The following is a 20744-nucleotide window of genomic DNA, read 5'->3' on the forward strand; positions in this document are numbered from 1 at the left end:
TCCCATCATTTCCCAAACAGCAGATAGAAAAAAGCCCCAGAACCAATCGATTCTAGGGCTTTCTTAGAAAATTCTAAGAAAAAGCAGTGGTACTTTAATAGACCGGACTTTTCTCAGTTTGTTCCCAAAAAAGATCAGATTTTTGATCTTTTTTTTAGGCGCCATAAAATCAATGCCTTATGCAACATTTACCTTTGCGATGATCTGTTCAACCAAGTTCACTTCCAACGCCACTTCATCACATGCATGTTGGCGAGGACACTGATCACAATCTTTCAGTACCTTCTCAGGCAACAGAGATTTTGATGTCGGTAAAAAGTCATGCTTCATAAAGAACTCTGGGGTACGAGTCAGCACAAACACCTTCTTGATCGCCATTTGTCGCGCTTTATCAACCAAGTGCTGCACAATCGCGGTGCCCTGCCCTTGACCTTGCCAGCCAGCTTCAACACCTAACGAACGGATTTCCGCTAAACCAGAGTCATACACATAGAGTGATGCACAACCCGTCACCTCTCCATGATGCTCTGCGACGGCAAACGAGCCAATATCACGCACCAGTTCATTACGAGAACGAGGCAGGTTTTCACCCATATTCGCCCAGTAGGCCACCATGCCTTCCAACGCTTCAATATCGGTCAGACGAGCAGAACGAACCTTAACGATAGAAGTATCACGCTGTGATAAACGCTTCTCTGCTTGGTCAACCGCGTAAGCCACTTGTTGTGGAGATACACCGCCTAGCGCGCTACGTTTTTCAAGACACGACTCAATGGTCAGGATGTCATACACATCCTCTTCAATCACCTCAGAGAACTCTTTCATCTCCGCGATGGTTAATTCTTCTAATGCGCAGCCTTTAGCAATCGCAGCAACTACCGTCACACCAACAATATGGTGAGCTTCACGGAAAGGAATGCCTTTCGCTACTAAGTAATCAGCCAATTCTGTTGAGTTCGCATAACCTTGCTTCGCTGCTTCAAGTGTACGTTCGCCGTTCACTTTAATGCCATCAAAACAAAGAGCAGCCATTTCCATACAATCATTCCAAGTATCTAAAGCGTCGAACAGACCTTCTTTATCTTCTTGCATGTCTTTGTTGTACGCCAAAGGCAGAGCTTTTACAGTCATCATCATTGCAGCTAATGAACCGTACACACGGCCAGTTTTGCCACGGATTAGCTCTAGCGCATCTGGGTTTTTCTTTTGTGGCATCAGAGATGAACCTGACGTCACTGTATCGGCTAACTCGATGAAGTTTGATTCACCTGAGTTGTAGAAAATCATATCTTCTGCAAGACGTGAAAGGTGAAGCATTGAGATAGATGCAATCGACATCAGCTCCATCACATGGTCACGGTCAGAAACTGAATCTAGAGAGTTACGCGTTGCACGATGGAAACCTAAGTTGTGAGCTAACTCTTCACGGTCCATCGGGTAAGCAGTTCCAGCAAGGGCACCAGAACCCAGCGGACATGTATCTAGACGCTTAATCGCATCATTCAAACGAGAATAATCACGCTCAAGCATTTCAACGTAAGCCAAGCACCAGTGAGCAAAAGTTACCGGCTGAGCACGTTGTAAGTGAGTGTAGCCAGGAAGTACGGTTTCTTGATGCTGAGAAGCGACGTTCACCATTTGGCTTTGTAGGCGATCCAATGCAAGTAGCAGTTGGTTACCTTGCTGACGACACCATAGTTTAAGGTCTGTCGCCACTTGGTCATTACGAGAACGGCCAGTGTGAAGTTTTTTGCCCAAGTCACCGACTTTGCCGATAAGTTGTTGCTCGACCCAGCTGTGAATATCTTCTGCATCAGAACGTAGAATCTGTTCAGGATCTTCCATCACCTCAAGTTTTAGCTCATTCAACGCTAACTCAAGCTTCTGTTGCTCTTCTTCGGTTAATACGTTGACCGACAGTAGAGCTTTAGACCAGGCAATTGAGCCCACAATGTCTTGCTCAGCCAATCGGTAATCAAAACGAAGAGAATCGTTAAAATCTTTAAACCGGGTGTCTGCTGCTTGGGTAAATCTACCGCCCCATAATGCCATTGTGTATCTCCTAATTGCACAGTGCTCACTGTTTTTGCAAATGATAATTCTGATTAAAATTCAGTATTTTTCTGATGGTTTAAACTTACGGCAATTCAAAATGAAAATAAAGTATTAATTCATTATTTTCACATATTTATTCACCAGTGATTTAATCCACTATTTATTTTCAGCGTGATTCGCGAATTATATGCCATTCAATGATAAAAACCGAAGCTGATTTATTAGACTAATAGATAGAAAAAGCCCATTCACTAGTCAATAGTGGATGGGCTTTGCATAATAATGTCTATTTGCTAACCTTCCGTTATTCGTAAAAGGCTAGCTTACTAACTCATGGTTAGGATTACTTTTGACTATTCAGAGCACGGATACGGCTTGATAGCGAGTAAAGACGGATAAAGCCTTCAGCGTGGCTTTGGTCGTAAACTTCATCTTCACCAAAGGTTGCAAACTCTTCTGAGTACAGGCTGTTGTCAGAACGCTTCTGAGTCACCGTTGCATGGCCTTTGTAAAGTTTGATAACCACTTCACCATTTACGTCTTGTGCTAGTTCATCTGTTGCCGCAAGAATTGACTTACATAGCGGAGTGAACCAACGACCGTCGTATACAAGGTGAGAAGCTTTAACACCTAGCTCTTCACGGAATTCGAATGCCGCTTTATCAAGAACCAGTTGCTCTACTGCACGCAGTGCTTCCATCATGATTGTGCCACCTGGAGTTTCGTAACAACCACGAGACTTCATGCCAACAAGACGGTTCTCTACGATATCGATACGACCAACACCGTGCTTCGCACCCTTCTCATTTAGGTAAACCAGTGCGTTGTATGGCGTCATTGTTTCGCCATCAACCGCTACCACTTCACCTTTTTCAACTTTAAGCGTCACAGTTTCAGATTCGTTTGGCGCTTGCTCTGGGTCTACAGTCCAAGCCCAGCAATCTTCATCCGGTGCGTTCCATGTATTTTCTAGCACGCCGCCCTCTGTAGATATATGCCATGCGTTTGCATCACGCGAGTAGATCTTAGTAAGAGAAGCCGTACAAGGGATGTTACGTTCAGCTAAGTAATCTAGACACTCTTCACGGCTCACTAGATCCCATTCACGCCATGGTGCAATTACGTGTAAGTCTGGTGCGAGGGCAGCAAATGCGCCTTCAAAACGAACTTGGTCGTTCCCCTTACCTGTACAGCCGTGACACAGTGCGTCTGCACCGACTTTACGTGCAACCTCAACCTGAGCTTTCGCGATAATTGGACGAGCCATTGAAGTACCTAGTAGGTATTTACCTTCGTAGTAAGCGCCAGTTTTTAGCGTTGGGTAGATGTAATCTGCCACCATCTCTTCTTTAAGGTCAGCGATGTAACACTCAGATGCACCAGAAGCTTTTGCTTTCTCTTCAATACCAATCAGCTCTTCATCGCCTTGGCCTACATCTGCAACAAATGCGATAACTTCGCAATCATAGTTCTCTTTCAACCATGGAATAATTACTGATGTGTCTAGACCGCCAGAGTAGGCTACTACAACTTTCTTTACGTTAACTTTGCTCATTTTCTTTCTCCTAGTTTCCATACTGCACATGGCGGTCAGCGTTGGAAATGACTTCATTATTATGTGTTAAATTTATTTGTCTAAATTCTTTAAGTAGTGACTCGTGGTGAGGTCTACTGAGGTAAAAACTGCGTTCCTATGCTTTTACCTGAAAACAGTTGTGTTAGCTTTTCTGGGTATCGCCAAGTGGCAACTTCGATTGGTCGTCCAAGGTCGTTAGCGGCTTCTAGTGCGGCTTGAACCTTAACGATCATGCCATCGGTAATCACTTTGCCTGTAATAAGGTCATCAGCTTGTTGTTGATTAAGGCTTGGAATCAGGTGACCTTTGCCATCCAACACACCACTTACATCAGAAAGCAGTACCAGTTCAGCATCAAGCGCGCCTGCAACGGCAACCGCAGCTTGGTCGGCATTCACATTCATCAGTTGGCCTTGCTCAGTCAGACCAATTGAGCTAATGATTGGCAGTGCGCCCGCATTAAGAACCGCTTGCAGAATGGTTGAGTCGCCCGGCTCCGCTTTTCCTACCGCGCCCAGTTCAGGGTTCAGTTCGCTGACTTTGCATAAACCACCATCTGCAAGGCTCAAACCAACGGCATTGATACCGTCTTTAATTGCCTGACCTTGAAGTAGTTTGTTGGCCGTGCCCGCTAGCGCGCCAGCGATAACAGGGATCTGATCATAAGGAGTAACACGTAGCCCCTCTTTCTTAACGGTTTCTAGGTTCAACTTATTCATCAAATCATCAACAAGGTAACCACCGCCGTGAACAATCACGATTGGTCGCTGTGCCTGTTGTTGGTAAGCTGAAATCGCACCAAATAACTTGCTAAGTGTTTCACCACAAGATAGCGCAGCGCCACCTAACTTTATGATTAATGGTTGATTATTAAGGCTCATATCTAGATTCCCTTACACTAACGCAGTTAATGGCGCAAAACCATAACGTAAATTTAAACACTGCATCGCTTGGCTAGATGCACCCTTTAATAAGTTATCAATCGCCGAAACAACGATGATGTGCTGACCTTGTACCTTCCAGCCTAAATCGCAGAAAGGTGTCTGTTCTACATCTTGAATTCTTGGCAATGTCTCTTCGAGCAATCTCACAGCTGGCTTACCTTGATAAGCTTGCTCGAAGGCATCTTGTATCTGTTGTTCTGTCACACCGTCAGCCAGTTTCATGGTAATGGTCGCTAAAATGCCACGCTTAAAGTTGCCGAGGTGCGGGGTGAAAATCACATCACATCCTAAATGTGCGGCCATTTCAGGTTGATGACGGTGATTGAAGACGCCGTAAGCTTGCAGGCTCACTTCGCAGAAGCTGTTAACCATGGTCGCCTTGCGGCCTGCACCAGTCACACCGCTGGTTGCATTAATCACTGGCCATTGGTTCTCATCAAGTAGCTTGGCTTCAACCAAAGGCTTAATCGCCAGTTGTGATGCCGTTGGGTAACAACCCGCTACCGCAACAAGCTGAGCTTCTTTGATTTCTTGTTCGTTCCATTCCGCTAAACCGTAAGCCGCTTTGTCTAGCCATTGCTCGTGTTGATGTTCAAAACCGTAAAACTCTTGATAGAAGTTTTCACCTTTAACTCTGAATGCACCCGATAGGTCGAAGACTTGGCAATCGTTCTCTAGAAAAATGGGCGCTAGGTCGTGACTGACTTCGTGTGCCGTTGCTAGAAAAATCACATCAGACTGTTTGGCCACTTCTTCCGGATTTGTTAAAGGTTGTACTGGCATCTCAATCAGGCCAGCTAACTTACCGTGCAGTGCAGCAATAGGTTTGCCCGCATCTACACTATTGGCTGAGACATATAAACCTGATAGCGTTAGCTCAGGGTGTCTGTTTATCATTAGAGCCAGTTCTGCTCCTGTATAGCCGCTTGCACCAATGATCGTGGTTTTCAACATCTCAACACATCCATTCTTGAGGTAAGTTACATTTCAAATTTGACTATTCATACTTAATTTTTAGCTATATTTGATTTCTTATGCATTAAATATGATTTAATATGTGTTTTACCGACTTATGGTTTTCCTGTCAATAGTAGAAGTGAAGATATTATGCAATTACCGAGTTTCCTTGAGGTCTATAAAGGCCTAATTTCCACCGACTCCATTAGCTCAACCGATCCAAGCTGGGATCATGGCAACGAGAAAGTGACCGAAAAAATGGCTCAATGGTTTAAAGACGTAGGTTTTAGCGTTGAGGTCGTGGAAGTCGAACCCGGCAAGCATAATATGGTCGCAAAGATGGGTTCTGGCGAAGGGGGCTTACTGCTTGCAGGACACAGCGATACCGTGCCATTCGATGAAGGGCGTTGGAACTTCGACCCTCACGCATTGACAGAACACAACAACCGCTTCTACGGATTAGGCACCGCCGATATGAAAGGCTTTTTTGCCTTCGTTTATGAAGCTGCGAAGAAAATGGATTGGAGCAAACAGACCAAGCCGCTTTATGTATTAGCAACGTGTGACGAAGAAACCACTATGCTGGGTGCACGTCATTTCACTGAAAATGCGCCGTTTAAACCGGACTACTGCATTATTGGTGAGCCGACCAGCCTAGTGCCTATTCGCGGTCATAAAGGTCACGTCGCTAATGCCGTGCGAGTAACGGGTAAATCAGGTCACTCTTCTGATCCTGCATTAGGCGTTAACGCCATCGAGATCATGCATGAAGTGTTATTTGCTTTAATGCAGTTGCGTGACAAGTTAGTCAAGGAGTACCACCACCCAGGTTTTGCAATTCCAAGTCCTACCCTAAACCTTGGTCATATCCACGGTGGCGACAGTGCGAACCGTATCTGTGGTTGTTGTGAACTGCACTATGATGTTCGTCCTTTACCGGGCATTAGCTTAGATGGCTTGGATAACATGCTGCGTAGCGCACTTAAAGAAGTAGAAGCAAAATGGCCGGGCAGAATTGAGATTACTCCCCTGCATGAGCCGATTCCGGGTTATGAGTGTCAGCACGATCATCCATTTATCGGTGGCATGGAATCGGTGTGTGAAACCGAATCTCAAACTGTGAACTATTGTACTGAAGCACCTTTTCTTCAGGAGTTATGTCCAACCTTAGTGTTAGGCCCAGGCTCAATCGACCAAGCTCACCAACCGGATGAGTTCTTAAGCTTCGATTTTATTGACCCTACAATTGATGTTCTGAGTAAATCGATCCGTAAATATTGTTTCTAGTTATTACTTTCCTTCCGATATTTTCGTATAAAAGCCACCCGAAAAGGTGGCTTTTATTCTGTTATCCCTGACACAGCCCGATCTTGTAATTAAATTTCACTTTTTCCCTAAGTTTTGAAAAATTTACTTCTCCCGCATTTTTAAACCTAATAATTGCAAACTTAGAATGCTTTATTTGACTAGATACAGCACTTTTCGCTAGATTGTGTACTTAACAAGGAACAATGGATGTAATTTTTTTACGAGGCAGGATGACAATGAACGAGAAATACGCCGCTCTCAAGAGTAACGTAAGCATGCTGGGACGCTTGCTAGGTAACACAATCCAAGATGCACATGGTGACGTTATCTTAGAGAAAGTGGAGACTATCCGTAAACTTTCCAAATCCGCCCGCGCAGGCAACAAAGCTGACCGTGACAGCCTAGTTGAAGAAATCAAAAACCTGCCGAACGAACAACTCACTCCTGTTGCTCGTGCATTTAACCAATTTCTCAACCTCACCAACATGGCAGAGCAATACCATACGATCTCTCGCCACTGTGAGGAGCATGTTTGTGAACCAGATGTGCTGCAATCTCTATTTTCCAAATTAAATCAGAATGACATCAGCAAGCTAGACGCGGCTCAAGCCGTTCGCGACCTGAACATTGAACTCGTTCTGACTGCACACCCAACAGAAATCACTCGTCGCACCATGATCAACAAGCTGGTAAAGATCAACGAGTGTCTGTCTAAATTAGAATTAAGCGACCTATCACACAAAGAGCGCGTGAAAACCGAACGCCGCCTAGAGCAACTGATCGCTCAAGGTTGGCACTCGGATGTGATTCGCCAGCAACGCCCAACGCCACTTGATGAAGCTAAGTGGGGCTTTGCGGTTGTCGAAAACTCACTTTGGGAAGCTGTGCCTGATTTCCTACGTGAAATGGATGGTCGATTAAAAGGTTACCTTGGTGAAGGCCTGCCAATTGATGCGCGCCCTGTTCATTTCTCATCTTGGATGGGTGGTGACCGCGATGGTAACCCATTCGTAACGCACACCATCACTAAAGAAGTACTGCGTCTGTCTCGCTGGAAAGCCGCTGATCTATACCTAGGTGACGTGAACGAGTTGATTACCGAACTGTCGATGACCAAGTGTAATGATGCCGTTCGTGAATTGGCTGGCGATGAGCACGAAGCTTACCGTGCAATCCTGAAGAGCCTACGTACTCTGCTCAACAACACGCTAGAAGTGCTTGATGCAAAACTGCACGACGCAGAAGTACCGAAGAAAGAAACTCTCCAGAACATAGACCAACTTTGGACACCGCTTTACGCATGTTACCAATCATTGCACGAATGTGGCATGGGCGTAATCGCAGACGGTTCTCTACTTGATACGCTGCGCCGCCTAAAAGCATTCGGCGTGCATTTGGTTCGTCTCGATGTTCGTCAAGAAAGTACTCGTCACTCAGATGTGCTATCTGAATTGACTCGCTACCTAGGCATTGGTGATTACGACCAATGGAGCGAGCAAGATAAGGTTGCTTTCTTAACCAATGAATTAAGCTCAAAGCGCCCACTGTTACCACGCGACTGGGAGCCATCTGAGCAGGTCAAAGAGGTTTTAGACACCTGTAAGGTCGTTGCGGCTCAACCTCGTGAAGCCTTTGGTGCTTACGTGATCTCTATGGCTCGTACTGCCTCGGATGTATTGGCTGTACATTTGCTTCTACAAGAATGTGGTTGCCCGTACCGCATGGACGTATGTCCATTGTTCGAAACGCTAGACGACTTGAACAACTCAGAAGCCGTAATGAAACAGCTAATGAGCATCGATTTATACCGTGGCTTTATCCAGAACCACCAAATGGTGATGATCGGATATTCTGACTCAGCTAAAGATGCCGGTGTAATGTCTGCAGGCTGGGCGCAATACGATGCAATGGACAAGCTAGTTAAGGCTTGTGAAGAAGAAGGCATTGAACTGACTCTATTCCACGGTCGTGGTGGTACGGTTGGTCGTGGTGGTGCGCCAGCGCACGCAGCTCTTCTTTCTCAGCCACCTAAAAGCTTGAAAGGCGGCTTACGTGTAACTGAACAAGGCGAAATGATCCGCTTTAAACTTGGCTTGCCAGATGTTGCAGTTAATAGCTTCAACCTATACGCAAGTGCGATTCTAGAAGCGAACCTTCTGCCACCACCAGAGCCAAAACAAGAATGGCGCGACCTAATGGAAGTGCTGTCTGAAGTATCTTGCGAAGCTTACCGCAACGTCGTTCGTGGTGAAGAGAAGTTTGTTCCTTACTTCCGCCAAGCGACGCCAGAGCTAGAGTTAGGCAAGTTACCTCTAGGTTCTCGTCCTGCGAAACGTAACCCGAACGGCGGCGTAGAAAGCCTACGTGCGATCCCATGGATCTTCTCATGGAGCCAAAACCGTTTGGTACTTCCTGCATGGTTAGGCGCTGGTGAAGCGATTCAATACTCTGTCGATCAAGGCCATCAAGCGCTACTTGAAGAGATGTGTCGTGAATGGCCATTCTTCTCGACTCGTCTAGGTATGTTGGAAATGGTGTACTCGAAGTGCAACATGGAAATCGCTAAGTACTACGACCAGCGACTTGTTGACGAAGAGCTATTACCTCTGGGTGAGTTACTGCGTGAACAGCTGCAAAAAGACATCAAAGCGGTGCTGAATGTAGAAAATAACGAGAACTTGATGCAAAGCGACCCTTGGGGACTTGAGTCAATTCGTCTACGTAACATCTATGTTGAGCCACTAAACATGCTTCAAGCGGAACTGCTTTACCGTACTCGTAAGTGTGAAACACCACCAGCAGAGCTAGAAGAAGCGCTAATGGTGACGATTGCAGGTATTGCAGCAGGTATGCGAAACACTGGTTGATTAGTGATTCCATCTACAAAGGAAACAAAAGGTCGCCATTGGCGGCCTTTTTATTTTGCCAAATGACCACTAGTGAGTATTTTGTCAGTTTTTTGGGTTATTTTGTCCATGTATTCTACTTTATGCTTATTATTTAGATATACTACTGCTCCGCTGCAGAAACACTCCAAAATAATAATCTGCGGCACTCGACCAATAAACTGGTCAACCTAGGTGATAAACGGCTTTGTAAGGTGACATAACCAACGATTAAGTTGGTGCTACTTGAACATAACCAATATAACGTGCCATAGAAGCACACTTGTTGTTCAAGTATTTGTTTACTGTTTACCATTTGGATTTCAGACATGTCATTACCACACGTAATTTTAACCGTTTTAAGTACACGCGATGCTACTGGTTACGATATCACAAAAGAATTCTCCGCAAGCATTGGTTACTTCTGGAAAGCTAGCCACCAACAAGTTTACCGCGAGCTAAATAAAATGGCTCAGAACGACCAGGTAACTTGCGTACTTGAGCCTCAAGAAGGCAAACCTGATCGTAAAGTTTACTCTATCACCGATGCTGGCCGTGGCGCGCTAGGTGAATGGTTTGAACAACCAACTGCACACCCAACCGTTCGTGACGAGTTCTCAGCTAAGTTAATCGCTTGTGCTGTACAACCTTCTGATGCGTACCGTGTACAACTTGCTGAACTAGTAGAAGAGTCTCGCAAACTGGTTTCTCACTACAAAGAAATCGAAGCGGCTTACTACGCAACGCCATCTACACTAGACAAGCAAGCACGCCTAGAGCGTCTAACGCTTCGTCGTAACCTACTGATCCGTGAAGCATGGATTGTATGGGCTGACGAAGTACTGCTTGAACTTGGCGCTCTTGCTTAAGTTAAGCTAGAAGCTAGAAGCTAGAAGCTAGAAGCTAGAAGCTAGAAGCTAGAAAAGCAAAAGGCTTGAACTCTTAGAGTCCAAGCCTTTTTTGTATCTATAGGGTTTGAAATGTTACTACCAGAAGCTTTTACAAGCGCTTGGGCTTTACTTCCTAGACTTTACTTAAAGCGCAGCGACTTGTGGACGAACACCTAATGTGTGGCAAAGTGCATAAGTCATTTCTGCACGGTTTAGCGTGTAAAAGTGGAAATCTTTCACACCTTCACGGCTTAGCGTACGAACCATATCGATCGCTTGACTAGCACCAACTAACTGACGAGTTGTTGGATCATCATCCAACCCTTCGAACTGCTTCGCCATCCAACCTGGTACTTTTACGTTATTCATCGCAGCAAAACGAGACGCTTGCTTGAAGTTAGAAACCGGCAAGATACCCGGTACAATCTCTACGTCAACGCCAGCCGCCACACAACGGTCACGAAAACGTAAGTAGCTTTCGACATCGAAGAAGAACTGAGTGATTGCACGGTTTGCACCCGCATCCACTTTACGTTTTAGGTTAATAAGATCAGATTGAGCGCTTTTTGCTTCAGGGTGAACCTCAGGGAATGCCGCTACTGATATATCAAAGTCGTGACGAGATTTAAGCAGCTCGACTAAATCAGACGCATACATATCTGGCGCACCACCGCCTGCTGGAATATCACCACGCAACGCAACAATACTTTCAATGCCATTTGCCCAGTAATCGTCGGCAATTTGAATAAGCTCTTCGCGGCTAGCATCAATACACGTTAAATGTGGCGCAGCAACTAAGCCTGTTTGGTTCTTAATTTCTTTAATGATTGAGTGGGTACGATCACGCTCACCCGAGTTTGCACCATAGGTTACTGATACAAATTTAGGTTGAAGTGTTTTAAGACGGTGAACAGAATTCCACAGGGTCTCTTCCATCTTCTCACTGCTTGGTGGGAAAAATTCAAATGACACATTGATGTTGTCAGAAAGCTCTGCAATATTCTGATTTAAAGCGTCGATATGACTTGCGTGTGTGTATCCCATCTTACTCTCCCTGTGGCAAAAGCAACCACTAAATAATCTCAAATCCCTAGCGACGTTTAGACGTCTATATGTCTCCAGAATGAATTGAATACGATTTAATGTCAACAGATCCATTATGAATTTTTTTCAAGTAGATAGTGAGAAAAGCTCAAGCCGATAGGTGGGTCGCAAAGAAGAAATAATGTAGAAAAAAGACTGAAAACACATCGTGCTTTCAGCCTTATTTATCTTAGTGGATAGTATGATATTTACGCATTTAAACAATTAATCTGAGTATTAAAGCAATTGATCTGACTATTAAGCCAATCGCTCTAAGTATTAAGCCAACCGCTCTCAGTATTAAAACAGGCTAGACATTCTGTTTAAATCAGACTGAATTGCACCAGCTGTTACTTCACGACCAGCACCCGGGCCACGAATAACCAATGGATTATCTTTGTACCATTTGCTCTCAATCGCAAAGATGTTGTCGCAAGGCAGTAAGTTCGCCAGAGCGTGTTCTTTAGATAACGCTTCAACGCCTACCGTTGCCTTACCATTCTTCTCTAAACGCGCTACGTAACGAAGGACCTTCTGTTGAGACTGCGCTTTCTCTAAACGCTCGGCCAACTCTTCACTCAGTACAGAAGCTTTATCAAAGAAGTCATCCACTGACAGATCTTGTAATTCTTCAGGTACCAATGATTCTACTTTGACGTTTTCAGGCTCAATATCTAAACCCGATTCACGCGCCAGAATCACTAGCTTACGCATCACGTCTGAGCCATCGAGGTCAGCGCGAGGATCCGGTTCCGTCAGGCCTTGCTGCCACGCTAAGTCAACCAACTCGCTGAATGACACCGTGCCATCAAACTGTTGGAATAACCAAGATAGAGTGCCCGAGAAGATACCTGACAGAGCGATAATATCGTCACCGCTTTCACGCAAGTCACGTACTGTGTGATTAATCGGTAAGCCGGCACCCACTGTCGCATTGTACAGCCAATGACGGCTGATCTTAGCGAAAGCATCTTGTACCTGATGGTAATACTCGCTTGATGCAGAGCCTGCCACCTTGTTAGCTGAGATCAGGTGGATACCTTGTTGTGCAATTTGCAGGTACTTTGCTGCAAGCACCGGGCTTGCAGTGACATCGAGTACTACAGCTTCATCGTAACCCTGAATAGAACCTAAACGCTCTAACCAGTCGTTACCATTGTTGGCAATCGCTTCATCATCAAAACGCTTGCTCACAGAAGTCGCATCAATGCCTTGATCGTCGAACCAATAGGTTTGGCTATCAACCACTGCAACCAATTCAAAGTTCATTCCACGGCGCTTTTCAAGTTCCGCTTTTTGTTCAGCAAACAGGCTTAACCAACTTGAGCCAATGTTGCCCTTACCACACAAGGCAATCGCAACACGCTTCTGAGCTTGGAACAGTTGAGAGTGAATGCCTTTCACTAGGCTTGATGTTTCACTCTTACGAATCACAGCCACCAAGCTTAAGCCAGAGTTTGCTTCTGAGATAAACTCAACCGGCGAGCTCTTGAGCTGCTGGTAGAAACCGTAGCAATGGTTCGGGTTCTTAGTCACACCCGCACCCACTGCAGCAATCAGAGAAAAACCTTCTTTCAGTTTAATCTCAGCTTCAATCGCGTGGTCTTGTAGATATTCTAATGCACCACCAGCGATCTCTTCCGTGTAAGCAAGGCGCAAGCAGTGTTGATCGGGTTCTAATTCATAAGCAAGCGGCTCTAATTGAGCACGCTTAAGCCCTTCAAGGACTTCACTCTCCAGACGGTCGAAATCATGGCCGTGACCAAAAGTCAGTTGCACGATAAGAACTTCATCCAAAGAAGTAATGATTTTTGCACCACGCCCCGATGCTAGTACTCGCTCTATCTGTGTAGAGCCCGCCTCCGGCTGGTAGCTGCAGCGCAAGCTGAGATCCATAGCACTTTGAGCCACAGGCTGTAGCGTTCGGCTATGGAGCACTGGAGCCGCCAGACGAGCGAGTTCACTGGCTTCATCAAGGCGAAGCAGAGGTAATAAACACGCATCCGAAACCAAACGAGGGTCTGCGCTGTATACGCCCGCCACATCACTCCAGATTGTCACGCGTTCAACTTCAGCCAGAGCACCAATCACGGTTGCAGAGTAATCCGAACCGTTACGACCAAGCAGTACTGTTTCACCTTCGCAGTTCTGAGCCATAAAGCCCGTAATCACCACTCGGCAATGCGTATGCTGAGCCAAAACTTCTTTAATCAGAGGATAAGAACGCGCGCGATCCACTTCGGGTTGAGCACCCGCTTCTGCACGTAAAAAGGCACGCGCATCTTGAGCAACTGCTTGTAAGTCATGTTGGCACAACAGAGCGGCTAACAAACGTGAAGACCAAACCTCACCGTGTCCTAACACCTGTGCTTTTTGCGATTCGCTTAGAGGAGCAGTTAGCTCACCTAAAGCAGTAAATTCTTGTTGAATAGTGGCCGTTAGCTGAGCCGCAGACTCACCTTCAAGCAGCGCTTCAATCAGCTCAAGCTGGAACTGACGAAGGGTTTGTAGACATTCATGCGCAACACGACCATCTTTGTCGAGCGCTTCAACAAACTCAATCAAGCGGTTAGTTGTTTTACCCGCAGCCGATACCACGACCAAGTCAGTAGCTGACGAGTATTCTCTAAGAATATTGACCACGCGTTGGTAACACTCAGGGTTCGCTAAACTGCTGCCACCAAATTTATGTAGCTGGCGAAAGGTTGTCATTATTAAACCTCCCCTTCTGCGATAAAGCCTTGTGTTTTTTCAAACGCTTGCTTGAGATCATCAATCAAGTCTTCTGCATCTTCAAGGCCAACAGAAAGGCGCAGTAATTGTTGAGAAACACCCGCTTCTGCTAAGGCTTCTTCGCCCATAGCACGGTGAGTCATCGACGCTGGGTGACAAATCAGGCTTTCAACACCGCCCAATGATTCAGCCAAAGAAAATAGCTCTAATTTATCCACAAAATATTTAAGTGCTTCAAAAGATCCCGAAAATTCAAAGCTCAGCATGGAACCAAAGCCCAACTGCTGTTTCTTCGCGATCTCGTGACCCGGATGTTCAGGAAGGCTTGGGTGGTAAATCGTACCCACCAGATCTTGTTGTTGCAGAGCCGTCAGAATTTCACGTGAGCTCTCTTCGTGAACGCGCATACGTGCACCTAGCGTACGAATACCACGTAGCGTCATGTAGCTATCAAATGGTGTGCCGGTTGCACCAATACAGTTACCCCACCATGCTAGCTCTTCAGCGTGCTCTTCAGTTTTAGTGACCACAACGCCGCCAATAACATCTGAGTGTCCGTTGATGTATTTAGTGGTTGAGTGGATAACAAAATCCGCACCCAGCTCTAAAGGCTTTTGGAACACAGGCGTCAAAAACGTGTTGTCGACAGCAACCAGAGCACCTACTTCTTTCGCTTTACGGCAAGTTTCTGCAATATCAACCACACGAACCAATGGATTCGATGGCGTTTCGATTAAGATCAACTTTGGCTTAAGCGCGATCGCCGCATCCAGTGCAGCTTGATCCGATTGATCAACAAACAGAACTTTGAAGTCACCTTTGAGCGAGCGTGTGTTAAACAGACGGTAAGTACCGCCATAGCAGTCGTGCGGTGCAATAATAAGATCATCGCCACCTAAGAAAGCGGATACCCATAAGTTAAGTGCCGACGTACCACAGTTAGTGACAACCGCGCCTTTACCAGACTCAAGCTCAAATAGTGCCGTTTCTAATAGACCGCGATTTGGGTTACCAGAGCGGGTATAATCATACTTTGGCACTTCACCAAAAGCGGGAAACCCATAGTTAGTCGAAAGATAAATAGGTGGGACAACGGCATGGTGTTGCGTGTCTGACTCGATGCCAGTACGTACTGCGATGGTTGCTGGCTTCCGGCTGCTCATAGGTGCTTCCTTACAAGTTTTGCGTCTGATAATCACAGCTGCTTGTCGGCATTTTGTGGCTGTGTTAGATATATGTTACTCACTTTACTTTCATAAACGTGAGACGTCAACACTTCCGGACGTCTATATGTCTTTGCTTATGGCAGTAAATCCCGCTAAAATCAGCACTATTAATTTATTCTAACAACTAAAGTGATGAAGGTACGCAATGGCCGACTGGAATGGTGAATACATAAGCCCATATGCTGAGCATGGAAAGAAAAGCGAACAAGTAAAGAAAATTACAGTTTCTATCCCTCTAAAAGTGTTAAAGGTTCTTACTGACGAGCGCACTCGCCGCCAGATCAATAACCTACGCCATGCAACAAACAGTGAGCTACTGTGCGAAGCCTTTCTACATGCGTACACAGGCCAACCACTGCCAACGGATGAAGACCTTCGTAAAGATCGTCCAGACGACATCCCGACTGAAGTCAAAAAACTGATGACAGAGATGGGCATCGAGTTCGAAGCGTTTGACGAAGAATAAAAACAACTCAGTCACCGCCTTCATTATTGATTCGCTATAGCTGAACCCTATTTGTCACATCACCCACTACGTTATCTGTAGCTGCGCTGTGAATGATAGACATAAAAAAAACCGACTCCTATGAGTCGGTTTTTTATTATTCTTTTTCGCTCAATAGAGCAACAGCTATTAAGCTATTAAGCTATTAAGCTATTAAGCCATTAAGCCATTAAGCCATATAGTTAGCAGGAATCTCAATTCGAGCAACGCCAGACTCAACAGCCGCTTCAGCAACTGCTTTTGCAACGCGAGGAAGCAGACGCGGGTCCATTGGCTTAGGAATGATGTAACCCTTACCGAACTCCAGTGCAGTCTCGCCCGCAGCTGCCAGTACTTCAGCTGGAACTTCTTCTTTTGCTAGTTCACGAATCGCTTTAACCGCCGCTAGCTTCATTTCGTCATTGATTTCGCTCGCACGCACGTCTAGTGCACCACGGAAAATGAATGGGAAACAAAGTACGTTGTTTACTTGGTTAGGGTAATCACTACGGCCAGTACCCATGATTAGGTCAGAACGAACTTCATGTGCAAGCTCAGGCTTGATCTCTGGATCTGGGTTTGAACATGCAAACACAACAGGCTTATCAGCCATCAGCGTAAGTGCCTTAGCTGGTAGCAGATTAGGACCCGATACACCCAAGAACAGGTCAGCGCCTTCGATAACATCTTCAAGCGTGCGCTTGTCGGTGTTATTTGCGAACAGCTCTTTGTATTCATTCAAGTCATCACGACGAGTGTGGATCACACCTTTACGGTCAAGCATGTAGATCTTCTCACGCTGAGCGCCACACTTAATCAGTAGCTCCATACAAGCGACCGCTGCTGCGCCAGCACCTAAACAAACGATCTTACACTCTTCCAGTTTCTTACCTTGAAGCTCGATCGCGTTAAGCATACCCGCTGCCGTTACAATCGCAGTACCGTGTTGATCATCATGGAAAACAGGTACATCACAACGCTCAATCAGGCGACGCTCGATTTCAAAACAGTCTGGTGCTTTGATGTCTTCTAGGTTAATACCACCAAATGTATCTGCGATATTCGCAACCGTATCAACGAACTCATCGATTGTGCGGTGTTTTACTTCAATATCGATAGAATCTAAACCAGCAAAACGCTTAAACAGTAGCGCTTTACCTTCCATAACTGGTTTAGAAGCAATAGGACCAAGGTTACCTAAGCCAAGAATTGCAGTGCCGTTAGAGATAACTGCAACCATGTTGCCTTTACCTGTGTACTTATAAACGTTATCGACATTCTGTGCGATCTCGCGAACAGGCTCAGCTACGCCAGGGCTGTATGCCAGTGCTAGGTCTTCTGCAGAGTTTGCAGGCTTCGTCAGTTCTACGGCAATTTTGCCTGGAATTGGGAACTCATGATAATCAAGAGCTTGCTGACGGAATTGTTCTTGAGGCGATAATTCTTGAGGGGATTGATCTTGGCGGCTGTCTTCAGACATAGGTGTAGGTTCCTAGGATATTATTATTTGGGGGATCTTGTTCATGTTAATGGATGTACTTCAAAGTTCCTAGGTGGTTGAAGCATCTGTATCATTAAAAAACGAGATTTCACTACTAATAAGACCAGTGGGCAGTTGAAATTACTGTCGCCTGCTCAACTTTAGAGCGAATTTCGAGGAAGGAGTGTTGGGGTAAGTGATGAAATAAAATTTACGCCAGTAACCTAGATCTAATAATGAAATACAATTCAGTATTTTTTCAAATTTCAGGCAACAAAAAAGGACACCGAAGTGTCCTTTTTATGTCTAAATAGCGAGAATTACTTCTTGCTAGAAAGAGCACCGAAACGCTTGTTGAAGCGATCAACACGGCCGCCTGTATCTACGATACGTTGCTTACCAGTGTAAAACGGGTGACATTTGTCACATACGTCTAGGTGGATTGATTCTTTTGCTAGCGTTGAGTTGAACTCAAATGTGTTGCCGCAAGAACAAGTTGCAGAAACTGCTTTGTATTCTGGGTGGATACCAACTTTCATGGGAAAACCTCAATTAGGCCGCGTCGCCATCCGATTCTAAGCCGGACACCACACGTAGTTAAAAAATAAATAAAGACACCGCTGTATCACTAAACCGCGATAAAGCCATACCTTTAAGGCGCAGTATAGTAATGAATCTGTGAGGTAGGATCAACTGATTTGATACATTTTTCACCAACACCGTCCTTAAACCTTCTATTAAGCGTTATTTTCTGGCTCCAGTAGCATTCAAGCCTCAAGTAAGCTCTGTCATCTAAACTGCTCCTCGAATTTAACGCCCTTATCCATTAGACTGTTCGCTCTCGTCAACTCAGATAAAGCCGTCCCTTTATGCGTCCAATGATTGCCCGTGTGGCACTGCCTGTTCCACTCGACAAGCAGTTCGATTACAAGATTCCTAGCCACCTATTTCCGATTATTGGCGGTCGAGTCTCTGTGCCTTTTGGACGACAAACCTTAACAGGCATTGTTACGGCTCTGGTTAACGAATCTGAATTCGAGTTAGACAAACTCAAGCCCATTAAAGCCTTACTAGACAACCAACCCGTTTGGCCGGAATCGGTCTACTCACTCTTGGTATGGTGCAGCCAGTTCTATCAGTATCCACTAGGTGAAACCTTGGCCAACGCACTACCAAGCGCCTTACGAAAGGGCAAAGCGGCCGATTTCGCGACGCTTGTTGAATGGCAACTGACCCCGTCAGGTAGAGATCAACTGATGCAGGGCTTTGGCCGTGCCGTCAAACAAGCCAAAGTAATGCACATGCTTGAGCACGGCCCAGTTCCCCATCAAGAATTCATTGATGAAGAAGTGGGCAGCGCGGTACTTAAGACGTTGGAAGAGAAAGGCTGGATTGAATCGGTAGAGAAAAAGCCAAAATGTCAGCCGTGGCCGGTTGATCTTGAAAACGACCAAGACAAACCTAAGCTCAATGAAGAACAGGCTATAGCAATAGCGACAGTAAATAGTCAAACCGACTTTGGTTGCTTCTTGCTAGAGGGTGTAACTGGCTCAGGTAAGACCGAAGTCTACCTGAATATGATCAAGCCGATTCTCGACCAAGGTAAACAATCGTTAGTGTTAGTGCCCGAGATCGGTCTAACCCCTCAAACGATTAACCGCTTTAAGCGACGCTTTAATGTTCCAGTTGAGGTTATCCATTCTGGTTTAAACGATTCTGAGCGACTGAATGCTTGGTTATCGGCGCGTGATAAAATAGCGGGCATTGTGATCGGTACTCGTTCAGCTCTGTTCACACCGTTCGCGGATCTGGGCATTATCATTGTCGATGAAGAGCACGACGCCTCTTATAAGCAGCAAGATAGCCTGCGCTACCACGCTCGTGATGTTGCCATCATGCGTGCCCATAAAGCGCAGATTCCGGTTGTGTTAGGCTCGGCGACTCCGGCCTTTGAAACGCTGCACAACGCTCAGATCGGTAAATACAGCTACCTTACCCTCACCTCTCGCGCTGGTGTCGCACTGCCGACCACCAATAAAGTGTTGGATGTGAAAGGGGAATATCTGGAAAGTGGCTTATCTGCATCGTTAATTGCAGAAATGCAAAGACACTTAAAAGCGGGCAACCAAGTGATGCTGTTTCTCAATCGCCGTGGGTTCTCCCCAGCATTGATGTGTCACGACTGTGGTTGGACAGCTGAATGTAAACGCTGCGATGCTTACTACACCTATCACCAATACAGCAATGAAATGCGCTGCCACCATTGTGGCTCGCAGCAGCATATCGTGCACAATTGCCAAGGCTGTGGTTCGGCTAACTTAGTGACGGTGGGTGTCGGCACTGAACAACTTGAAACGCAACTTGGTCAACTGTTCCCTGAATACAAAACCATTCGTATTGACCGCGATAGCACCCGTCGTAAGGGCAGCCTCGAAAGCGCGTTAGAATCGATTCGTAAGGGTGAATACCAAATATTGATCGGGACACAGATGCTTGCCAAAGGGCACCACTTCCCTGACGTGACACTTGTGGCGTTATTGGACGTTGATGCCTCTTTATATAGTAGTGACTTCCGCGCCTCTGAAAGACTGGCTCAATTGTTTACTCAAGTCGCCGGTCGAGCAGGACGAGCCAGTAAGCCGGGGGAAGTTATCTTACAAACTCACCATCCAGAACACGGCTTATTACAGGCATTACTGCACAAAAACTACAACCACTTTGCTCAGACTGCATTGGCAGAGCGTAAACAAGCGATGTTGCCGCCTTATACCTTCATGACTCTGTTTAGAGCGGAAGCTAATGACACTCGCTTAGTGGAAGAATTTTTGCGTCAAGTGCGCCACACATTGGAATCGCATCCGTTATTTGACCAATATTGTATGGTGCTAGGGCCAACCCCTGCACCACTAGCCAAACGAGCAGGTAAATCTCGCTGGCAGCTTATTTTACAAACACAGACTCGCTCGTTGATGCAAAAGCTATTAATGAGCGCCAAGCCAGTAATCAATATGTTACCCGCTGCGAAAAAAGTCCGTTGGTCACTCGATATTGAGCCGCAAGATCTGAGCTAAACCCACTTGGGTTAAAACTAATGATAAGTTTGTTCACAAATATTTCATATTT

At 45.8% G+C, this 20744-nt stretch carries 14 protein-coding genes; 5 read left to right on the plus strand and 9 right to left on the minus strand.

What is annotated here, in order from left to right; genetic code table 11:
- Nucleotides 1–177: 177 nt before the first annotated feature.
- From argH to argC, 4 genes are all read right to left on the minus strand, one after another.
- Nucleotides 178–2052, minus strand: a complete 1875-nt coding sequence (argH, locus tag AB4180_RS01420) for an argininosuccinate lyase (RefSeq protein WP_009848895.1) — start codon at nt 2050–2052, stop codon at nt 178–180.
- Between the two features lie 346 nt (nt 2053–2398).
- On the minus strand, nt 2399–3610 hold the full coding sequence (locus AB4180_RS01425; protein ID WP_009848894.1) for an argininosuccinate synthase: 1212 nt from the start codon (nt 3608–3610) through the stop codon (nt 2399–2401).
- A 113-nt stretch (nt 3611–3723) separates the two neighbouring features.
- Entirely contained in the window at nt 3724–4512 is a 789-nt protein-coding gene (argB, locus tag AB4180_RS01430) for an acetylglutamate kinase (protein ID WP_102250572.1), read from the minus strand.
- 12 nt (nt 4513–4524) lie between these two features.
- Nucleotides 4525–5529, minus strand: coding sequence for an N-acetyl-gamma-glutamyl-phosphate reductase (argC, locus tag AB4180_RS01435; RefSeq protein WP_102250571.1), 1005 nt, complete (start codon nt 5527–5529; stop codon nt 4525–4527).
- Nucleotides 5530–5682: 153 nt separating this feature from the next.
- Here argC and argE point away from each other — a divergent pair, with 153 nt between their 5' ends.
- The 3 genes from argE (at nt 5683) to AB4180_RS01450 (ending at nt 10594) form a co-directional block, all read left to right on the plus strand.
- On the plus strand, nt 5683–6819 hold the full coding sequence (argE, locus tag AB4180_RS01440) for an acetylornithine deacetylase (protein ID WP_102250570.1): 1137 nt from the start codon (nt 5683–5685) through the stop codon (nt 6817–6819).
- A 251-nt stretch (nt 6820–7070) separates the two neighbouring features.
- The gene (gene ppc / locus AB4180_RS01445) at nt 7071–9707 is read left to right on the plus strand and encodes a phosphoenolpyruvate carboxylase (RefSeq protein WP_170962733.1); all 2637 of its coding nucleotides are present in this window, start codon (nt 7071–7073) and stop codon (nt 9705–9707) included.
- Between the two features lie 347 nt (nt 9708–10054).
- Nucleotides 10055–10594 (plus strand): PadR family transcriptional regulator, encoded by a 540-nt coding sequence (locus tag AB4180_RS01450; protein ID WP_009848889.1) that lies wholly within the window; start codon nt 10055–10057, stop codon nt 10592–10594.
- Nucleotides 10595–10759: 165 nt separating this feature from the next.
- On the opposite strand, the gene metF is transcribed toward AB4180_RS01450, so the two are convergent.
- The 3 genes from metF to AB4180_RS01465 form a co-directional block, all read right to left on the minus strand.
- The gene (gene metF, locus AB4180_RS01455; protein WP_009848888.1) at nt 10760–11659 is read right to left on the minus strand and encodes a methylenetetrahydrofolate reductase; all 900 of its coding nucleotides are present in this window, start codon (nt 11657–11659) and stop codon (nt 10760–10762) included.
- Nucleotides 11660–11998: 339 nt separating this feature from the next.
- Nucleotides 11999–14410: a bifunctional aspartate kinase/homoserine dehydrogenase II gene (locus AB4180_RS01460; protein WP_102250569.1), complete on the minus strand. Its 2412-nt coding sequence runs from the start codon at nt 14408–14410 to the stop codon at nt 11999–12001.
- A gap of 2 nt (nt 14411–14412) precedes the next feature.
- On the minus strand, nt 14413–15594 hold the full coding sequence (locus tag AB4180_RS01465; protein ID WP_102250568.1) for an O-succinylhomoserine (thiol)-lyase: 1182 nt from the start codon (nt 15592–15594) through the stop codon (nt 14413–14415).
- Nucleotides 15595–15802: 208 nt separating this feature from the next.
- On the opposite strand from AB4180_RS01465, the gene metJ reads away from it, so the two are divergent.
- Nucleotides 15803–16123 (plus strand): met regulon transcriptional regulator MetJ, encoded by a 321-nt coding sequence (gene metJ, locus AB4180_RS01470; protein WP_004729686.1) that lies wholly within the window; start codon nt 15803–15805, stop codon nt 16121–16123.
- A gap of 208 nt (nt 16124–16331) precedes the next feature.
- Here metJ and AB4180_RS01475 read toward each other — a convergent pair whose 3' ends face one another.
- On the minus strand, nt 16332–17621 hold the full coding sequence (locus AB4180_RS01475) for a malic enzyme-like NAD(P)-binding protein (protein WP_102250566.1): 1290 nt from the start codon (nt 17619–17621) through the stop codon (nt 16332–16334).
- Nucleotides 17622–17941: 320 nt separating this feature from the next.
- Nucleotides 17942–18160: a 50S ribosomal protein L31 gene (gene rpmE, locus AB4180_RS01480; RefSeq protein WP_009848884.1), complete on the minus strand. Its 219-nt coding sequence runs from the start codon at nt 18158–18160 to the stop codon at nt 17942–17944.
- 330 nt (nt 18161–18490) lie between these two features.
- Here rpmE and priA point away from each other — a divergent pair, with 330 nt between their 5' ends.
- Entirely contained in the window at nt 18491–20692 is a 2202-nt protein-coding gene (gene priA, locus AB4180_RS01485) for a primosomal protein N' (protein WP_102250565.1), read from the plus strand.
- Nucleotides 20693–20744 lie beyond the last annotated feature (52 nt).

The sequence above is a fragment of the Vibrio sp. 10N.286.49.C3 genome (assembly GCF_041469545.1).
GTDB lineage: Bacteria > Pseudomonadota > Gammaproteobacteria > Enterobacterales > Vibrionaceae > Vibrio > Vibrio tasmaniensis_A.